Below are 18,145 nucleotides of genomic sequence, written 5' to 3' on the forward strand. Positions count from 1 at the left end.
ACTTAAATGAAAAAGTAAATTCCAGTTGCTAATAAATGCCTCAAAATGCGGATTTAAATTCCGTTTTTGCACCTTAACAATTTCATATTTTTGCCATATAATGAGCCCATAAGCACCCAGTTTGATAGTTTTTTGCATGCTAATGGGGCACCTGGAAAATAGTGTGCGAGACTAAATTCCACATGCCTTGTGTGTAAGACTAAATTCTGGTGCAGTGAAATCTGCCTGTGCTTAAACTATTTTATTTCAACAGGGCTGGACACAGCATTACATCATCTGGGGCTATATGTTCTAGGCCCAATGCTTTATGAATCGAATTGTCCAGGAGTAAAAGAGATAGTTCATATGGGCTGTGCCCATTGAGGCTGTCTCTTTTTTCGCTATTTATGTGATTCATCATGCGATGAATTTTATCTTTATCAAGATCAGCAAAAGAGCTTCCCTTGGGTCTGATATAACGTATGTATTCGTGGTTCTTCTCACAAGCACCTTTCTGCCAAAAGCAATAAGGGTCACAGTAGAAAACTATAGTACTTTCTGAGCCGTCACTGAATGTTTCCATCGCTTCGCGGGCAGAAAACTCTGTGCCACCATCAGTCAGTATAACGGGAAACAGCTTTTTGAAAGCTTCCTTTCCAAGGTTGTTTTCTAACCACTTGAATACTTCTAGTACACAGTCTTGATTTTGATGCTCAAGCAAGAACATAAGCATCAGGTTACAGTTACGGAATGTGAAGGTCAGAATAACCTTATTCTCAGTCTTTTGGCCCTCTACGCAGTCCATTTCAACTACGTTTACATCAGGATGCTCCTTGAGATATTTGAGAAAATCTTCATAGTTGTGACCTTTACGATAGGAACGATCTCTTGCACTTGCCTGAGTAGCTTTCTTTCGTTTCTTGTACCTGACAGCACGCCTAAGGTCTCCATTACGGACGTCAAAGACACTATCATTGATATAAGAGTAGAGTGTTCTTCTGGAACACCCAAGCTCTTCTGCATGAGTAGCATATACGTGACCTATTGACTGATGCTTATCCTTTATCAGTGGAACAAGGATGTCATTCATTGCCTGTATGCTCTCCGGAGTCTGGTTTATACCAGACCTGCAGTCAACAAGGACTCTGCGATACTCATCATGTGCATACTTGGACGAATAAAACTTTCTGGGCATAGAACAATGAGTTTTCTTCCCACATCCATTGCACACATATGGTGGCTTCTTGAGCTTGGCACACTCAGCGGTTTCATAACCGGGACATATATCTATGCATCTGAAATCAGGCTTTCTGCATATCTTACAGAGCCTGCCGCATTGATCGTCACACAGACATACTATCTGGCAGTCTTTGCGGTGTATGCATGGTGGATTTGTATATCCGGGATCTGGCCGTTCTTTAACTTGAGCGTGCAAACGTACTTCTTTTGAGACAGTTGAAGGATCTTTCCCGATTATCCTTGCTATCTCAGCAAAGGACTTGTTTTCGGTCAATCCTTTTTCAATCTCTACACGTTGTTCAAATGTTATATGTTTCTGATTGCCTTTATTCATAATAAATCTCCAATCTGCACAGGCAGGCAATCAGCTGCCCGAACATTATATAGAGATCTATATGTGAATATCAATATGGCAAGTATATATGTGTAAGAGTAACTTCCATAACCCTAGAATTTACTCTTGCAAACTGGAATTAAAAATTACATTTAAGTAAGTCGATATACTTGATGACTTTAACACTAGTATATCGAACAGATGTTTGTGTGTCAATTCATATTTTTTTGCTCACTGCATAATACTGCATAATGCTGTGCCTGCAAATAATGTTAGCGCATAATATCGTAACGCCTTTCCTACAATAACCTGCGTTTTTATTGCGAAAGAAAAAGACCCTGCATTTCTGCAGAGCCTTAATGTAATCACATACCCTTACATTTCTTAAATTTAATAATCATATATATAGTATACACAATGGTAATAACGTATAAAGGCCACATAAATACTACTTCCCACATAACTGCCCAATCTAGTTGTTCTACTACTGCATCTATACCAACATAGTTACCAAAACCATTTTTATAAGCGTTAATTAACTCGATTATATCAATAAATATACGTAAAGCAACAATCCCCCATAAGAAAATCGCTACGCCTATCATAACTTCTTTTGTTTGCTTATCCATATTCATTCAGACCTCTCTTTTTCAAGATAATCGATAAATTCTTTTTTTGTTTTTTCAATAGCCTCATCGCTAGCATTTTTTGAATTTGCAATTTTAGTTAATATTATAAACTTTCCCTTAACATGCTATCACATAAAGATGCCTTTACTCAAGCAAAATAAAAGAGCCTATCCGTAGATAAGCCCTTATCAAAATATCATTTTCTATTCCACGACTTTGTGTATCCACTTTTTGCTTACAAATCTAATAGTAAATATGACTGCTCTTATCGACCAGTCGCAGAACATACCGATCCAAACGCCCATGGCTCCGATGTGCGCAACACGTATAAGGTAAGTCGCAAGTGATACTCTGCAAAGCCACATGGTAAGAGTTGAAACGATCATCGAAAATCTGACGTCTCCGGCAGCTCTCATGCCATAAGCCGTCACAAATGAAGGTGACCACACAAGAGGCTTGATAATAGTTATCCATCCCATCATATAAATACACTGCTTTGCACTCTCAGCCGGCATTCCGGCAAGCATGGTAACCGGACGCGCAATTGCATATGCGATAAGGCAGCTGATAAGTATAGCCATATAGCCCCATTTGATCATCTTTTTTGTGTAAAAGACAGCCTCATCTCTTTTACCCGCTCCAAGGCATTGTCCGACAATAGTCATAAGACCTATTCCAACGCCAACACCTGCAACTCCGTTGACGTTCTCAAGGATAACAGTCATAGACTGCGCAGCAATGGTTATTGTTCCAAGCGTTGAAACTGATGACTGGATTGCCAGTCTTCCGAACTGGAACATGGAATTCTCGATACCGTTCGGAATGCCCATAGCAAGGATTTTTCTGATACTCTTCCTATCGGGGCGAATTTTCAGATAGTCTCTTACAGAAATCTCATTCTTATCGCTTCTTAGAAGAATCAACAGCACAACTGCATTAAACGCTCTGGATATAAGCGTAGATACTGCCGCTCCTGCAACTCCCATCTTAAATACGTAGATAAGAACTGCGTTTCCCACAACATTGAGCATGTTAGAAATAATCGCGATCTTCATCGGAAGTCCCGTATTGGACTGTGATCTGAAAATTGCACTGCCCGCTGCGGCAAGCGATACAAACGGATATGAAATTATGGTCAAAAGGAAATAAATCTGCGAAGCTCTCATTACATCAGCATCAACTTCACCAAATATTAGGCTCAGAAGGCCGTTTCTGAAGATAAGTCCCAGAATTGTCATGAAAAGAGAAAGCGAAAGCGAGACCAAGAGCACCTGACGCGCTGAATCATTGGCTTTTTTGATATTTCTCTGACCGATATAGTTGGAACAAATTATAACGCCACCGGTTGCCATGGCGTTGAATGCCTGAACGACTAGAAGATTTACAGCGTCAACAAGTGATACTCCCGATAGAGCTGCGGCTCCGACGTTACTGACCATCATGGAGTCGACCATGCCCATAAGGGAGGTGAGGAATTGTTCCGCTATAATAGGAATCAGCAACAGGAAAAGGTGCCTGTTGCTGAACATTGAGTTTGAGTTTTGGGTGTTGTTATTCATATTTTTTACCATACTACACCTGTGCGCGATATACGGATTGCTCCGCGCTTACGCGCTCCCGCAATCCTACGCTCACATCCTCTCTGGCGCTGAGAAGCCTAAGAGGTCTATTCCTGTCTCTAATACTTTAAGTGTGATCGCAAGAAGTGCTATATAACTCTCCTTCTTATACTCATCCGTCTCTGCAAGGATTCTGGTTCCGTGGTAGAAGCTGTTGAATGCGTTGCTGAGGTCGTAGATATAGGCACAGATTCTGTTGGGGGAGAGGTCTTTGGCGGCACTCTCGACGGAATCGGCGAATCTTGTGAGAAGGAGCATGAGGTTCTTCATGGCATCGCTGTCAGGATTGCCAAGTTTGGCTTCCTTGGTGTTTCCGCCTGCTTCTTCGTACTTCTTGAGGATAGACTTGATACGTACCATTGTATAAAGGATGTACGGACCTGTATCTCCCTCGAATGAAGTGAATTTATCAATATCAAATATATAATCCTTGGAAGGCTGGTTTGAAAGATCTCCGTACTTGATTGCGGAAACAGCAACCTTGTGCGCTGTATCTTTTGCCTCTTCGTCAGAAATGTCAGGATTTCCTTCCTTGATTCTTGCAAACATCTTCTCATCGATCTCTGAGATGAGATTCTCAAGACGCATAACACCGCCCTCTCTTGTCTTGAAAGGCTTGCCGTCAGCGCCGTTCATTGTTCCGAAACCAACGAAATGAAGCTCTGTCTCAGGCATAACAAGCTTTGTCTTTCTCGCACAACGGAAAACCTGAGTAAAATAAAGCTCCTGTCTCTTATCTACAACATAGATGATTCCCTGAGGATGAACCTCGTCCATACGCTGTCTGATAGTCGCAAGATCGGTTGTGTTGTACAATGAAGCTCCGTCTGACTTAAGAATCATGCAAGGCGGAATCTCTTTTGTATCAGTCTCCTCTGCAACATCGACTACAAGCGCACCCTGGCTCTCATGGGCATATCCCTTGCTCTTCATATACTCGACCATATCCGGGATAGCTACGTGAGCGTCAGACTCTCCTTTCCAGAGGTCAAAAGAAACTCCGAGCTTGTTGTAGTTCTTTTTAAGATCTTCTACAGAAACACTCAAAATATGATGCCAAAGAGCTCTGTAAGGCTTGTATCCATCCTGTAAAAGCTTGGTTGCTTCCATAGCTGCAGCCTTGAACTCCTCGTCCTCCTTGGACTTCTTGCTGGCTGCGGGATAGATTTCCTCAAGCTCTGACACTGTAAACGGTGCCTCCTTGGGATAAGCACCCTTATAATCAGGATCAAAGTAGCAAAGATCGGGCTTTCTCTCCTTGAGACCTGTGATAACAAGCCCCATCTGAAGTCCCCAGTCGCCGAGATGCACGTCACCGATAATCTTGTTTCCTGTATATCTGAGAATCCTCTTAATACTCTCTCCGATAACGGCAGAACGAAGATGTCCCACGTGAAGAGGCTTCGCAACGTTAGGTCCGCCGTAATCAATGATATATGTAGGCTCATGACCGGGCATTGTGACACCCATGTGTTTCTCGTGAAGCATTCTTACGATGTAACCTCTTGCAAAATCACCGCTCACAATGATATTAAGAAATCCGGGCTTAACGGACTCAACTTTTTCAAACATCTCATTGCCCGCAAGATTTGCAGCAACATCGTCAGCGATCATGAATGGCGCCTTGCCGTATTTCTTGGCACCTGCCATAGCTCCATTACACTGATACTCGCACAGATCCGGTCTGTTCGAAATGGTAACCCTTCCGAGCTCCCTGTCATATCCCGCCTTCTCAAACGCGTCTCCGACTTCCTTCGAAATAATCTCTAATACTTTATCCAAATCAAAACCTTCTTTCTAAAAGCTTTTTATTTCCGTAAAAAGAAACACCGATCCAGTGTTTCTTAAGATTACCAACTACACGATTTTATCAAAATCTACTATCTATGGCAACGTCAAATGCCACATACCGCATGTACGGCTGTTTTAGCACTATCACTCCGTCTCTGCCTTCTGCCGCTCTCTTTCCGCCTTCGAAAATCCGCAGCCGCAGTAGTCCTGCCTGTAAAGCCCGAACATCTGTGACAACTCTATAGACCGCTTATAGCCCTCTTTTTTCTTGAAATCAGACGGTAAAAAAACAACTTTCCTGCCATCCGCCCCCATCTTCCCGTTCACATATTCCGCAGCCTGCGCCCCGACTTCATTGAGCACATCCGCATTCTTCAAAGGGCTGATCGTAAGCGTCGTCGTAAAATATTCAAAACCTTCTTTTGCCGCAATCTCAGCAGTCTCCCTAAGTCGCAGTTCAAAGCACTTCCTGCACCTCTCTCCACCTTCGGGAACATCCTCAAGCCCGCGAACAACGTCAAGATACTGCTTAACGTCATATTCGCCCTCGATGATACCGATCTTTCTTGCGCGTTCACCTGAGTGCATTCCCTCAAAATCCTGCGCATCCACCTGCCTGTTGTACGCCTCTATAAGCCTCTTTTCCTCGGCAACTCTCTTGTAATACTCCTCGCTCTCCGTGATATTCGGATTGTAAAAAAATACCGTCACATCGAAATACTCCCGAAGATACTCAAGACAGTGCGACGAGCAGGGTGCACAGCACGCATGCAAAAGAAGTTTTGGCACCTCGTTCTTTTTTTGAAATTCAACTATTCTCTTTTCCAGTTCCTTGGAATAATTAACTTTGTTCACTTTGCAAATCCTATCGCAGCGATTATCTCATCCGCAACTTCCGCAGGTGTCTTTCCATCCGTATCGACAATGATATCCGCCGCTTCTTCGTAGATCTTTCCGCGCTTATCCTGAAGCTCTTTTATCCTTGTAAGCGGATCGTCGCTCTTAAGAAGAGGTCTCGTGTCATCACCCTTTAACCTGTCATAGACAGTCTCCGGTGAAGTGCGAAGATAAACAACTTTTCCGGCCTTCTTAAGAAGTTCTCTGTTCTTATCTCTGACAGGAAGTCCGCCGCCGAGCGAAATAACCGTCTCACGCATGTGATCCGAGACAACCATCTCCATCAGCTCAGTCTCCATATCTCTGAAAGCTTCCTCGCCATCCTGCTCGAAGATATCAGAAATCTTCCTGCCCTCAGCCTCTTCAATAGCTTCATCAGTATCTATAAGCTCCAGCTCAAGCTTCTCGGAAATAAGCTCCGAAACCGTGCTCTTACCGCTTCCCATAAAGCCCTCAAGAATTATATTGGTCGCGCCTAGAACTTCCATCATAAGTGACTTGTATATGATGTCCGCCTCTTCTTTGCTTATCTTGATTCCTTCATCCTCAAACCACAGCTCAAATGCATCAATTCCTTGATAAAGAAGCATCTTAAGCCCTGAAAAGACCTTTCCTCCTGCATCCTTAACAAGCTTCATAAACTTAGTCTCAAGAGGCTTGTATACTACATCGATTGCCCCATAGACATGCTTATAGAATTCCTCATCCTCTATGACCGCACTGTTCACATCGGGGAAAAGACCTACCGAAGTACACTGAACAACAAAAAATCTCTTTTCCTTCTGAAGAACTTCCTTATAATCATCAAGCGGCATAGGAAAAATCTTTTCTCCAAGGCTCTCATCAAGCGCATCGTTTACTTCCTTTGCAACCGCCTCAGCTTTTTCATATGTCCTGTTAAGAACATATACCTTCTCCGCGCCCTTTGTCGCGCACAGATAAGCAACCGGCCTTGCAACTCCGCCTGCACCAAGGATGACAACGCACTCTCCGTCAAGCACGATGCCCTCATCCTGCATAGCATGGTAAAGTCCCGACATATCGGTATTGTATCCCTTAAATCCGCCCTCTGTTCTCACAAGCGTATTAACTGCGCCGATTCCCTCAGCAAGCGGATCCACCTCGACAAGATGATCGATAACATCGCTCTTATAAGGAACAGTGACATTAAGCCCCTTTATTCCCAGTGCATTCGCACCCCTTACAGCATTCTTTACGCCGCCCTTGGGCACCTCAAACGGAACATATACAAGGTTAACGCCCTTCATCGCAGCAATCGAATTATGTATAAGAGGAGACAATGTATGTCTCACAGGATTCCCAATAAGTCCGCATGTCATCGTATTTCCATCAGTATGATTCATATTCTGCCACCTCTTCTGTTTACGTATTGTCTTAGTCGTTTGCTATAAATTGTACCTTCTATTCACCAATAAAGCAATTATTTAGCATTCCGCGAGCTGCGTTGACTAAATCGGCTCTTTTCTTCGTTCTTAGTCAATCTTTCCTGTAATCTTCTGTTTTGTCCACTTCATATTTCTTTGCTACGTTGACTAAATCAGCTCTTTTATTCGCTCTTAGTCACTCTTTCCTGTAATCTTCTGCTTTGTTCACTTCAATTTTCTTTGCTGCGTTGACTAAATCGTATCTTTTATTCGCTCTTAGTCACTCTTTCCTGTAATCTTCTGTTTTGTCCACTTCATATTTCTTTGCTACGTTGACTAAATCGGCTCTTTTATTCGCTCTTAGTCACTCTTTCCTGTAATTTTCTGTTTTGTCCACTTCATATTTCTTTGCTGCGTTGACTAAATCGGCTCTTTTCTTCGTTCTTAGTCAATCTTCCGTGCAATTTGCTACTTACACATTATATAAACATGCCGCTTTCACGTGAGCTGCGCACCCCTACTCTGTATAGCACGCACTGCTGTCATCAAATACCTCGACCTTTTTACGAAGAATAAATTACTGGTACATTCACGCTGAATGATTGTGCATATGCAATGAATCCTCAATCAGCAATGCGGGCATTGCTGATTGAGGATGAAGCAGCCTGTGTGCAACCAGACAAGAGAATATGCCAGATAATTATTATTCGGTGCACTAGCTTCGATAAAATCTCAGCAAGTGCTTAGCTCAAGCGGAGCGTTTTTGCTGAATAGGGAATTTCGGAGAAATCTCCTATTCAACAAAAAAGAGACGCGTCATGCACGTCCCTTTCGCTTTTCCTATATTCAAGTGAAAATACAGGTCAGACCTATATTTGCTCAATTCTTCTTTATAACAAGCCCGTCCTCGGTGCTGGCAATTATACTGCTCTTATTTCCTGAAAGGTCATCCCCCACAAAGTACTGATACTCACGTAGGATCTGATCCTTCTGCATTCCTGAAATTGCCTGCTCCATGTCATCGGAAAACAGACCGTCTATCTTAAACAGGCTAAAAGACGAATCATCATAGACTCCAAAAGAGATCGCAACATTATCAATCGATGCGTTTCCTCTTACTACGAACTCCTCCGACTTATCGGCTTTTAAGTCATTCTCTTCCAATGTGCTGTCGGATTTAAGAAACTCAGTATTATCTTTCGCGTCATTACCAACAGTTGTCGGAAATTTGTAAGCACTACTTCCACCATACCCGTTAACTCTGCTAATCGCCATAACACCAAGCCTCCTTTCCTTTGCCACATCAGTCCCTTAAATGCCAGCGCGCGAGCGGATTGCACAAGCAATATATTCCTTTCCGCGAGCTGCGCATCCCTGCGGAGCGATTTTTATATCATAGGGAAGCAATTTCCTATGATATAAAAATACGAAATCGTTTAAGGTTACATATTGTCGCCCTTTTAAAATATATATCGGAAGAAAAGCCCATAAATTAAGCGCAAATTATAAAATATTTATGAAATCTCGCATATAATATAACTTACACATAAGTACCGCAATTCAAAAATGCTTTGCATCTCACTTTCTGATACCCGCCGCCGTTAAAAGCCGCTTGGTATAATCAGCCTGCGGATGCCTGTACACCTCATCCGTCTTGCCATGCTCAACTATGACTCCGTCCTTCATTATCATCACATGATCACTGATCTGATAGACCACTCTAAGATCATGAGATATAAAAATAATAGATATTCCAAGCTTTTTATGAAGCGAACGCAAAAGTTCCATTATCTGTGACTGAATAGTCACATCAAGCGCAGATACCGGCTCATCCGCGATAAGTAGTTTCGGATATCGCATGAGAGCAATACCTATGCACACTCTCTGCCTCTGTCCTCCCGAAAGCTGCGAAGGATATCTGTCCAGCATTTCTATCGGAAGCTCAACCTCCTTCATGACCTCTTTTACCCGAGCCATGCGCTCTTCCTTCGTCCACTTCCTCTTCTTATCAACCTTGAGAGGCTCCTCCATAAGCCATCCCACTTTCTTGGACGGATTAAGCGAACTGTACGGATCCTGAAATACCATCTGCGGCCCGTCATACTTCTGCACAAGCTCACCGGTGTAATCCTTGTTTATCCCCACGATTGCCCTCGCAAGCGTTGATTTACCGCATCCCGACTCGCCCGCGATCGCAAGCACTTCGCCCTCTTCCATATCGAAAGTCACATCATGAAGAATCTGTATTTTTTTATTTTTGGAAAAGAGCTTTCTCTTTCTGTTCTTATAAAAAACATTGAGGTTTTTAGCTCTTAAAACCTTATCCTCGCTCATAATCAGTTTCCTATGTCAATCTTTGGAATTGCTGCGATCAGCTTCTTCGTATAAACATCCTGCGGCGAACCAAATACCTTCGACGTCGCGCCACTCTCAACAATATTGCCCTTCTGCATAACGATAACCCTCTCGCAGAGCTGATTCACAAGACTCAGGTCATGCGAAATAAAAATTATCGACGTCCCGCGCTCTTTGTTTATCTTTTTCAAAAGCTCAACAATCTGCGCCTGAACAGTCACGTCAAGTGCCGTTGTAGGCTCATCTGCGATCAGGATCTTGGGATTTCCTATCATCGCGGCGGCTATCATAACTCTCTGCCTCATACCGCCCGATAATTCATGCGGATACATATGATAGATATTCTCCGCATCGCTAAGTCCCACGGCCAGAAGCATTTCTATCGCCATTTCCTTGCGCTTCTTTTTGTCAATATCAGGATGATGGATGAAAAGAGATTCCTCAACCTGCCAGCCGATTCTTTTAACCGGATTGAGACTCGTCATCGGTTCCTGAAAGATCATCGAGATCTCATCTCCCTGATAGGTCCTCAAAGTCTTTCTGTCGCAGGTAAGAAGATCTTCCCCGTCAAACATTATCCTCCCCGTCTTGGTTATCGAATGTCTGCTGAGAAGCCCCGCTATCGCAAGCGCGCTCATGCTCTTTCCCGAGCCCGACTCGCCCACAATGCCTACAATCTCGCCCTCCTCAAGCATAAGGTCGAAATCTTCAACCGCAACCTCGGGATAACCGTGATCGTGAAACTCTATATGAAGATCAGTTACGTCAAGTATCACTCCCATCTTCTGATTCCCTCACCCAAAAACGAAAATCCCAAAACCATCAAAACAATAACAAGTCCGGGACAAAGACAATAACTCGGAGTCGTAAACAAATACTGCTGTGCATCGGAAAGCATCTTTCCAAGGCTTGCATAAGGCGGCTGCGAACCAACTCCCAGATAGCTAAGTCCCGCTTCCGCAAGCACTGCATTATTAAATCCGATAAGTATCGATGAAGCCAATACTCCCTTAATGTTGGGCAAAATATGTACGAATATCATCCTGACATCCGATACGCCCTGAAGTTTGGCGCTTTCCACATAATCCGTATTTCTGCAACGAAGCACTTCTCCCCTTACGATTCTCGCAAAGCTCGGAATAAATGCTATTCCCAGCGAAAAGAGAAGCTGTATCCATCCCGTTCCGAAAACACTGACAATAACAAGTGCCAGCAAAATACTCGGAAACGCAAACATCGCATCAATAACTCTCATCGTGATCTCATCAAACAGACCTCCGTAGTAGCCTGTAAGAGCTCCTATAAGAGTTCCCATAAACGCACCGATAAACACCGTTCCGAGAGCTATAAGGAACGTAACCCTGCTTCCGTACATAACTCTGCTAAACACGTCTCTACCCATGTTGTCGGTTCCCATAATATGTTTAAAAGAGATTCCCTTAAGCTTTTCCGATGCGTTCATCTTGGTGGGCTCATACGGCATCCAGAATAGTCCCACTATTATCATAAGCAGAATCATCCCGGTAATCATAACACCCGCGCACATATAGGGATCTTTTTTTATTTTCCTAAAAATCTCAGTAATCTTATCTCTCATTCTTCAATCCCTATTCTCGGGTCAACAATTCTATAAATAATATCAACCAAAAGATTGGTGACAATAACTATCATCGCAATTCCCATGATTATAGCTTCAACCACGGGGTAATCCCTGTTACTTATGCTCGTAAGAAGAATCCTGCTGATCCCCGGGATTCCGAAAACCTGCTCTATTACGATACTTCCCGCAATCATGTCCGCAAGGAGCATGCCAAGGAAAGTTATAACGGGAATAAGTGCATTCTTAAGAACATGTCTGTAAAGAACGCCGTTTGTATCATTACCTCTACTGTAGGCGGTTCTTGTGTAATCTTTTTTCGCCTCGTCAATTACGCTTCCTCTAAGCATCTTTACCGTCATGGCAATCTTTGGAAGAGAAACCGCTATCGACGGGAAAATAAGATATCCCACAAAGCCCGCAAAATCTTCACTATATGATATAAAGCCTCCGGGTTTAAAAAGCTTTAATACCATTCCGAAAATGAATGTAATAAGTATTCCGGAAAAGAAAGGCGGAACAGCCATAATTATCTGGTTTATCACCGTAACCACGCGGTCTAGCATACCGCCTTCGTGCTTGGCTGTTATAATCCCCAAAGGAATCGAGACCACAATTGTAAGTAAAAAAGACATAATGGCCATAGTCAGCGTGATCGGTATCTTATTCAGTATCATTCCCGCAACGGGTACGCTGTAGTTGTAGCTTTTTCCCATATCTCCCTGCAAAAAAGCTCCGAACCATCTGAAATACCTGACTATGACAGGATCGTTAAGCCCCATCTGCTCTCTTGTCTGAGCTATGAGTTCGGGAGAAGCCTCCGTGCCGAGCTTTTTAAGTGCCGGATCTCCCGGAATTATGCTAAAAGCGAGGAATACGCACAGCGAAACAACCACTAAAGTAATTATCATAGAAATGACTTTTTTAATGATATATTTCATGTGCATATTCCTCGCAAACTCTTAAAAATGACTTATTCAGCCGGTCTTATTTTTGCAATATCCTGCAAATATATAGGATAGAAAACATATCCCGTAAATTTCTTATTGAGCGCAACATACTCGGGAAGATCCTGAATATATACATTTGCCGCGTCCTTGGAAAGGATACGCTCGCACTCTTTGTAATACTCGGTCTTCTGGGCATCATCGGCTGTCTCCATAGCCTTGTGAAGTGCCTCATCAAAGTCCTTGTTGCTGTAATTAAATGTATTCTTGCTTGAAGTCGACTCATATCTTGCAAGAAGTGCTCCCGCAGATACTGTAGAAGCATCGAAACCAACAACCGTCGACTCATACTTCTTGTCAGTATACACGTCGCTGAGCCATGTATTCCACTCAACTTCCTGAATATTTGCCGTAACTCCGATAGCCTTAAACTCCTCTACAAGAACCTGTGCAGTATCTACATGCTGCTTGTAGTTGGACGGAACTGTTATCGTAAACTCAAATCCGTTCGGATATCCCGCCTCTGCCAAAAGAGCCTTAGCCTTCTCTGTATCTTGATTGTAAGTATCATTAAGCTCAGGCAAAAAATACTTTGTAAATGCCGGATACATCGCACTACCGATCTCTGTACCTGCTCCGTCGGAAACAAAATCCATGATCTCCTGCGGATCTATCGCATAGCAAAGTGCCTGACGAACTCTCACATCATCAAAAGGCTTAACAGCATTATTGAGATAAAGAGCCTGAACAAGATTCATTGTTCCCTCATAGATCTCAAACTTGTCTGAAAGCTGTGCAACCTGTGCCGAAGGGATTCTTGCATACATATCGATTGAACCGCCCTCAAGGTCAAGCACGATTGCATCTGAGTTAGCTTCAATCTTGAATACTACATCCTTGATATATGCCTTCTCTCCCCAATAATCATCGAATCTTGTAACCACAAGACTCTCCTGTGGAGCATTGGAAACATACTTGTAAGGACCTGTTCCGATAGGATTGGTCTCGGGATTCTCATTGGCCTTAGGAATTATTGCCACCGTAAACTGTGGCAAAAGCTCCGAATCAGCCTTATTGAGAACCACCTCAATATGCTTATCATCTACAATATTTACACTCTCAATTTCTGAAAAAGAAGAAATAAGCGGTTCGCTGCCATCAACTCCCGCGTTACGTTCCAAAGAATACTTTACATCCTCTGCCGTAACATCGGTTCCGTCGTGGAACTTTACTCCATCTCTGAGTGTAAAGGTATAAACCTTATTGTCCTCTGATACTGTGTACTCACTGGCTACAGCAGGGTTAAGATTACCGTTCTCATCGGGTTTAACGAGTCCTTCGAACACGTTAAACATTACCTCCTTCGTACCTGCCCCTGTCATATGATGGGGGTCAAGACTGTCAATATCCTGAGGTATTCCCACGATAAGTTTGGAAGTATCTCCCGCATTTGCAGACTCAGTAGCTGCAGATGAACCTGCGCCCGAGTTGTTAGCGGAATCCCCTGTCTTGTCGCTTGAGCATCCACTCAATGCAACAGTCAGTGTAGTTAACACAAGTGTCAGAAGTGAGCAGATACTCTTTCTGCCATGCCTTCCTGTAATCATGTTAATATCTTCCTTCCTGAATTTGTAATATGAGCCGGCTTCACGCCTGCTCTGTTCCGGGATATGAACTAGATTCGTGCAAAACCTCATCAAGTTCATCCCCATGACTCGCACTAAGCTCGAAAACACCTCGCTAAGTGCTCTGTTCTGGGATATGAACTAGATTCGTGCAAAACCTCATCAAGTTCATCCCCATGACTCGCACTAAGCTCGAAAACACCTCGCTAAGTGCTCTGTTCAAGATTATAGCCTTGACAAAAAAATGTCAAGGCTATAGTTTATTCCTTTTTAAGAAGCGGTGTGCTCTTATCTGTCGTATCAGTGATGATGCCATCAGCCTCTTTTTTCAGAACCGATTTAAGTTCATCCATAAAGGTATTAACATCCTTAAATTCACGGTAAACAGAGGCGAACCTTACATAAGCTACCGGATCGAGATTTTTCATCTTGTCCATAACTATCTCACCAATAGCTCTGCTGGGTATTTCCTTCTGTTCCATATTAAAAACTTCCGTTTCAACAGCGTCAACCATCTTTGTAATCTGTTCTGCGCTTACGGGGCGTTTATGGCATGCTCTGAATACGCCTGCCTCAATCTTAGCTCTGTCATAAGGTTCCCTGATGTCACCCTTCTTAATGACAATAAGGGGAATCGTCTCAACTTTCTCATACGTCGTGAATCGTTTACCACACGAATCACAGACACGTCTCCTCCTAATTGAAGTATTTTCATCAGCGGGTCTTGAATCAATTACTCTTGTATCGTCTTTTCCGCAGAATGGGCACTTCATACAGAATCCTCCACTATGTCCACAATATATTGCCTATGCAAAATCCATTTCCACAAATTATTGTATCATCATTTTTCGTATTTTTCCACACAATTTATAATCAACACCGGTGCTTTCGGCTAACGTGTAGGGTTTTGAGCAAATTGGCAGATATATTTAGGGAGCAGGTGATTTTCAGAGGGAGATTTATGGTGTAAAAAAGCGGGAGGCTTCATTCTTCGCTCCAAAACTCGCCCATAAATGGGCTCAAACAGTTGGAGCGAAAGCAGAATGAATCCTCCCGCTTTTTTACACTCATAAATCTATCCCTCTGAAAAAATCCTGCTCCCCAAATCCATCTGTCAATTCGCGCCCTAAGCTTCTGCACGTTTAGACAATGCAACTCCATAATAATACTAATCTCATATCCGGCTCATGAGAGCAATCTGATTCTATTAATTTTGCTATTTGAGTACATTTTCTATATTGATTATCATGTGTATCCTTTAATAAAAGTATTAGAATCTTATTATATCCCTCTCTACCAAATCAAGAAATCATGCATTCTTGAACATGAAGTTCAAGAATGCATCAACCAAGCCAATTTGAATCGACTTCGTCGATAGGGCTTGGCTGACTCCTGATTCATGTTCTCACGAAATCCGCAACCAGTGCGGATTTCTGTAATTTCATTTAAGATGTCATACACATCAGCGAATGTTATCCCCTAAAGATATACAGCAGATTAACAGATAAAAAATACATACTATGAGCTAATTATCTGTGAATTTTAAACGGATTCCAGCAAGAAAATCGTAGATACACAGATAGAAACCATTAAAGCATTCCCGGTTATCTGTGATTTTTAGGCCATTTCTTGCAACAAAAGCCCGAAAGCACAGATAGAAGCTGCACAAGCAGACCTATCTATCTGTGTTTTTTTGATATAACCCTTATAAATGTTGATAAAAACACAGATCAAAGTAGCATAAACATCATTACTTATCTGGGTTTTCAAGCTTTTCTCCACCTTATTAGCCTCCAAATCACAGATAAACAGCACCAATTATACCTCTCTAATCTGTTTAGATGTATCCTGAAAAACGTATTCCGAGAAATTGTAAAACTTTGACCACTTTAAAACTGAAGAATAAAGAAATCACCACCCTTGAATAGAGCACAACTCGCAACGCTAACCTACTGCGAATATAGCTATAAACGCCTAGCTCAGAATCTCAGGCCTATGTTCTTCATTACAGTAAAATCCCCCACCTGTTCCAGAACCTATGCCTGAGATTTTCAAGTACCAAAAAGCCGTAACCAGCGCGTATGTTGAAATCCAAGGGCTATAAGGCGGATTTTTGAAGTATTTACATATGGTGCCATATTCAAGAGCATAAAAAGTCTTCTTAATTCATTCTGCTTTCGCTCCAACTGTCTGAGCCCATTTATGGGCGAGTTTTGGAGCGAAGAATGAATTAAGAAGACTTTTTATGCCTTGAATATCAACATATGTAACAACGAGAAAATCCGCCTTATAGCCCTCGGCTTTCAGCATATGCGCGTCACTCTTTTGGCCAAAACAAAGAGTTGCTTTGCAACTCTTTGCGCGCCGATGCGCGCAAGCTTTAGCTTGCATAATACTTCTGCGCATCGGTCGCATCCATAGCGGAGCGTTTTTTATTTGATAGGAATTTCCTATCAAATAAAAAACTTCCGCAGTAATGCGGAAGTTTTTGGTTTACTTGCGCTGAAGGAAATCCGGAATCTTGAGAGATTTGGGTTCCACTGTTGCTTTTATCTCGCTGGGTCTGTTAATTGAAAGCCCCGGTCTTGGTGTCGCAGATGCGGCAGGAGCATCAGTAACAGCTGAGATAGGTGAAATAATCGGCTGCACAGGCTGTACCGTCGCGATCGGTGTAACCGGTGTAGAAATAACCGGTGTCGGTGTAGGCGCGGGAGCCGGTGTGGGCTGAGCTGAAGCAAATACACGACTTGCTGCGCTCTGCGTTGTAGCAGCCTTAGGCTGTGTAGCCTGAGCCTTGTCATCAATACCTGTTGCGATAACAGTTATTGTACAATTGTCTGTCTTACTCTCATCATACATTGCACCGAAGATGATATTTACATCATTTCCTGCAAGCTGACGAACATATTCAGAAGCATCGGATGCATCCTGAAGTGTAATATCACCGGAAATATTGATGATAACACTGGAAGCACCATTAATCTTTGTCTCAAGAAGAGGACTTTCTACCGCCATCTTAACGGCGTCAATAGCCTTCTCATCGCCCTTTCCGCTACCGATACCGATATGAGCAATTCCCTTATCCTTCATAACGGTCTGAACATCGGCAAAGTCAAGGTTAATAACAGCAGGAACATTGATAAGGTCTGTAATTCCCTGTACGGCCTGCTGTAAAACTTCATCCGCTTTCTTAAGAGCATCAGGCATAGTAGTGCGCCTGTCTACAATCTGTAGAAGCTTATCATTAGGGATTATGATAAGTGTATCAACATTATTCTTGATATTCTGGATACCAAGCATAGCATTTTGCATACGTACACGTGCTTCAAAGCTGAAAGGCTTTGTTACAACGCCTACTGTCAGAATCCCCATTTCTCTGGCAAGCTTAGCAACAACGGGCGCTGCACCTGTACCTGTTCCGCCGCCCATACCGCACGTAACAAATACCATATCAGCACCTTTAAGCGCTGCAGAAATCTCTTCTGCGCTCTCTTCTGCCGCTTTCTCACCAATCTCAGGCTTAGCACCTGCTCCTAGACCCTTTGTAAGCTTTTCACCAATCTGTAAAAGCTTGGGTGCCTTACAAAGCTGAAGTGCCTGCTTATCAGTATTAATACCGACAAACTCCACGCCGGTAATATTTTCATCTACCATTCTATTAACAGCATTATTACCTGCACCGCCAACCCCTACGACGATGATTTTGCAAGTAGTTTCAGCATCGTTTGACTTTATTTCAAGCAAGTTT

15 protein-coding genes are annotated in these 18,145 nt (G+C 42.9%); all 15 read right to left on the bottom strand.

The genetic code is table 11. The annotated features are described in order from the left end of the window. Nucleotides 1-241: 241 nt before the first annotated feature. Nucleotides 242-1,552, bottom strand: coding sequence for an IS30 family transposase (locus tag T356_RS0112320; protein WP_026513189.1), 1,311 nt, complete (start codon nt 1,550-1,552; stop codon nt 242-244). A gap of 365 nt (nt 1,553-1,917) precedes the next feature. Then, entirely contained in the window at nt 1,918-2,187 is a 270-nt protein-coding gene (locus T356_RS0112325; protein ID WP_026514746.1) for a hypothetical protein, read from the bottom strand. Between the two features lie 197 nt (nt 2,188-2,384). Further along, nucleotides 2,385-3,752, bottom strand: a complete 1,368-nt coding sequence (locus T356_RS0112330; protein WP_242846609.1) for an MATE family efflux transporter — start codon at nt 3,750-3,752, stop codon at nt 2,385-2,387. A gap of 60 nt (nt 3,753-3,812) precedes the next feature. Then, complete coding sequence (gene argS, locus T356_RS0112335; protein ID WP_026514748.1) at nt 3,813-5,582, bottom strand: arginine--tRNA ligase; 1,770 nt, start codon at nt 5,580-5,582, stop codon at nt 3,813-3,815. A 153-nt stretch (nt 5,583-5,735) separates the two neighbouring features. Beyond that, entirely contained in the window at nt 5,736-6,446 is a 711-nt protein-coding gene (locus T356_RS0112340; RefSeq protein ID WP_026514749.1) for an epoxyqueuosine reductase QueH, read from the bottom strand. After that, nucleotides 6,443-7,852, bottom strand: coding sequence for a shikimate dehydrogenase (aroE, locus tag T356_RS21570; protein ID WP_026514750.1), 1,410 nt, complete (start codon nt 7,850-7,852; stop codon nt 6,443-6,445). The genes T356_RS0112340 and aroE overlap by 4 nt, the downstream gene beginning before the upstream one ends. A 900-nt stretch (nt 7,853-8,752) precedes the next feature. Then, a complete protein-coding gene (locus tag T356_RS0112350; protein WP_026514751.1) occupies nt 8,753-9,148 on the bottom strand; it encodes a hypothetical protein in 396 nt (131 codons plus the stop codon). A gap of 303 nt (nt 9,149-9,451) precedes the next feature. Continuing rightward, nucleotides 9,452-10,207 carry an ABC transporter ATP-binding protein gene (locus tag T356_RS0112355; protein ID WP_035781130.1) on the bottom strand — a complete coding sequence of 252 codons (756 nt, stop codon included), beginning with the start codon at nt 10,205-10,207 and terminating at the stop codon, nt 9,452-9,454. 2 nt (nt 10,208-10,209) lie between these two features. Next, nucleotides 10,210-11,010 carry an ABC transporter ATP-binding protein gene (locus T356_RS19375; protein ID WP_051563422.1) on the bottom strand — a complete coding sequence of 267 codons (801 nt, stop codon included), beginning with the start codon at nt 11,008-11,010 and terminating at the stop codon, nt 10,210-10,212. Further along, the gene (locus T356_RS0112365) at nt 11,001-11,825 is read right to left on the bottom strand and encodes an ABC transporter permease (RefSeq protein ID WP_035781133.1); all 825 of its coding nucleotides are present in this window, start codon (nt 11,823-11,825) and stop codon (nt 11,001-11,003) included. The genes T356_RS19375 and T356_RS0112365 overlap by 10 nt, the downstream gene beginning before the upstream one ends. Beyond that, on the bottom strand, nt 11,822-12,766 hold the full coding sequence (locus T356_RS0112370; RefSeq protein WP_026514754.1) for an ABC transporter permease: 945 nt from the start codon (nt 12,764-12,766) through the stop codon (nt 11,822-11,824). The genes T356_RS0112365 and T356_RS0112370 overlap by 4 nt, the downstream gene beginning before the upstream one ends. A gap of 32 nt (nt 12,767-12,798) precedes the next feature. After that, complete coding sequence (locus tag T356_RS0112375; protein WP_026514755.1) at nt 12,799-14,379, bottom strand: ABC transporter substrate-binding protein; 1,581 nt, start codon at nt 14,377-14,379, stop codon at nt 12,799-12,801. Between the two features lie 278 nt (nt 14,380-14,657). Then, on the bottom strand, nt 14,658-15,170 hold the full coding sequence (nrdR, locus tag T356_RS0112380) for a transcriptional regulator NrdR (RefSeq protein WP_026514756.1): 513 nt from the start codon (nt 15,168-15,170) through the stop codon (nt 14,658-14,660). Nucleotides 15,171-16,563: 1,393 nt separating this feature from the next. Beyond that, nucleotides 16,564-16,707 carry a hypothetical protein gene (locus T356_RS21145; RefSeq protein WP_155839034.1) on the bottom strand — a complete coding sequence of 48 codons (144 nt, stop codon included), beginning with the start codon at nt 16,705-16,707 and terminating at the stop codon, nt 16,564-16,566. Between the two features lie 183 nt (nt 16,708-16,890). Then, the gene (ftsZ, locus tag T356_RS0112395; protein WP_026514759.1) at nt 16,891-18,141 is read right to left on the bottom strand and encodes a cell division protein FtsZ; all 1,251 of its coding nucleotides are present in this window, start codon (nt 18,139-18,141) and stop codon (nt 16,891-16,893) included. Nucleotides 18,142-18,145: the final 4 nt, after the last annotated feature.

The organism is Butyrivibrio sp. LB2008 (assembly GCF_000621565.1).
Lineage (GTDB): Bacteria > Bacillota > Clostridia > Lachnospirales > Lachnospiraceae > Butyrivibrio.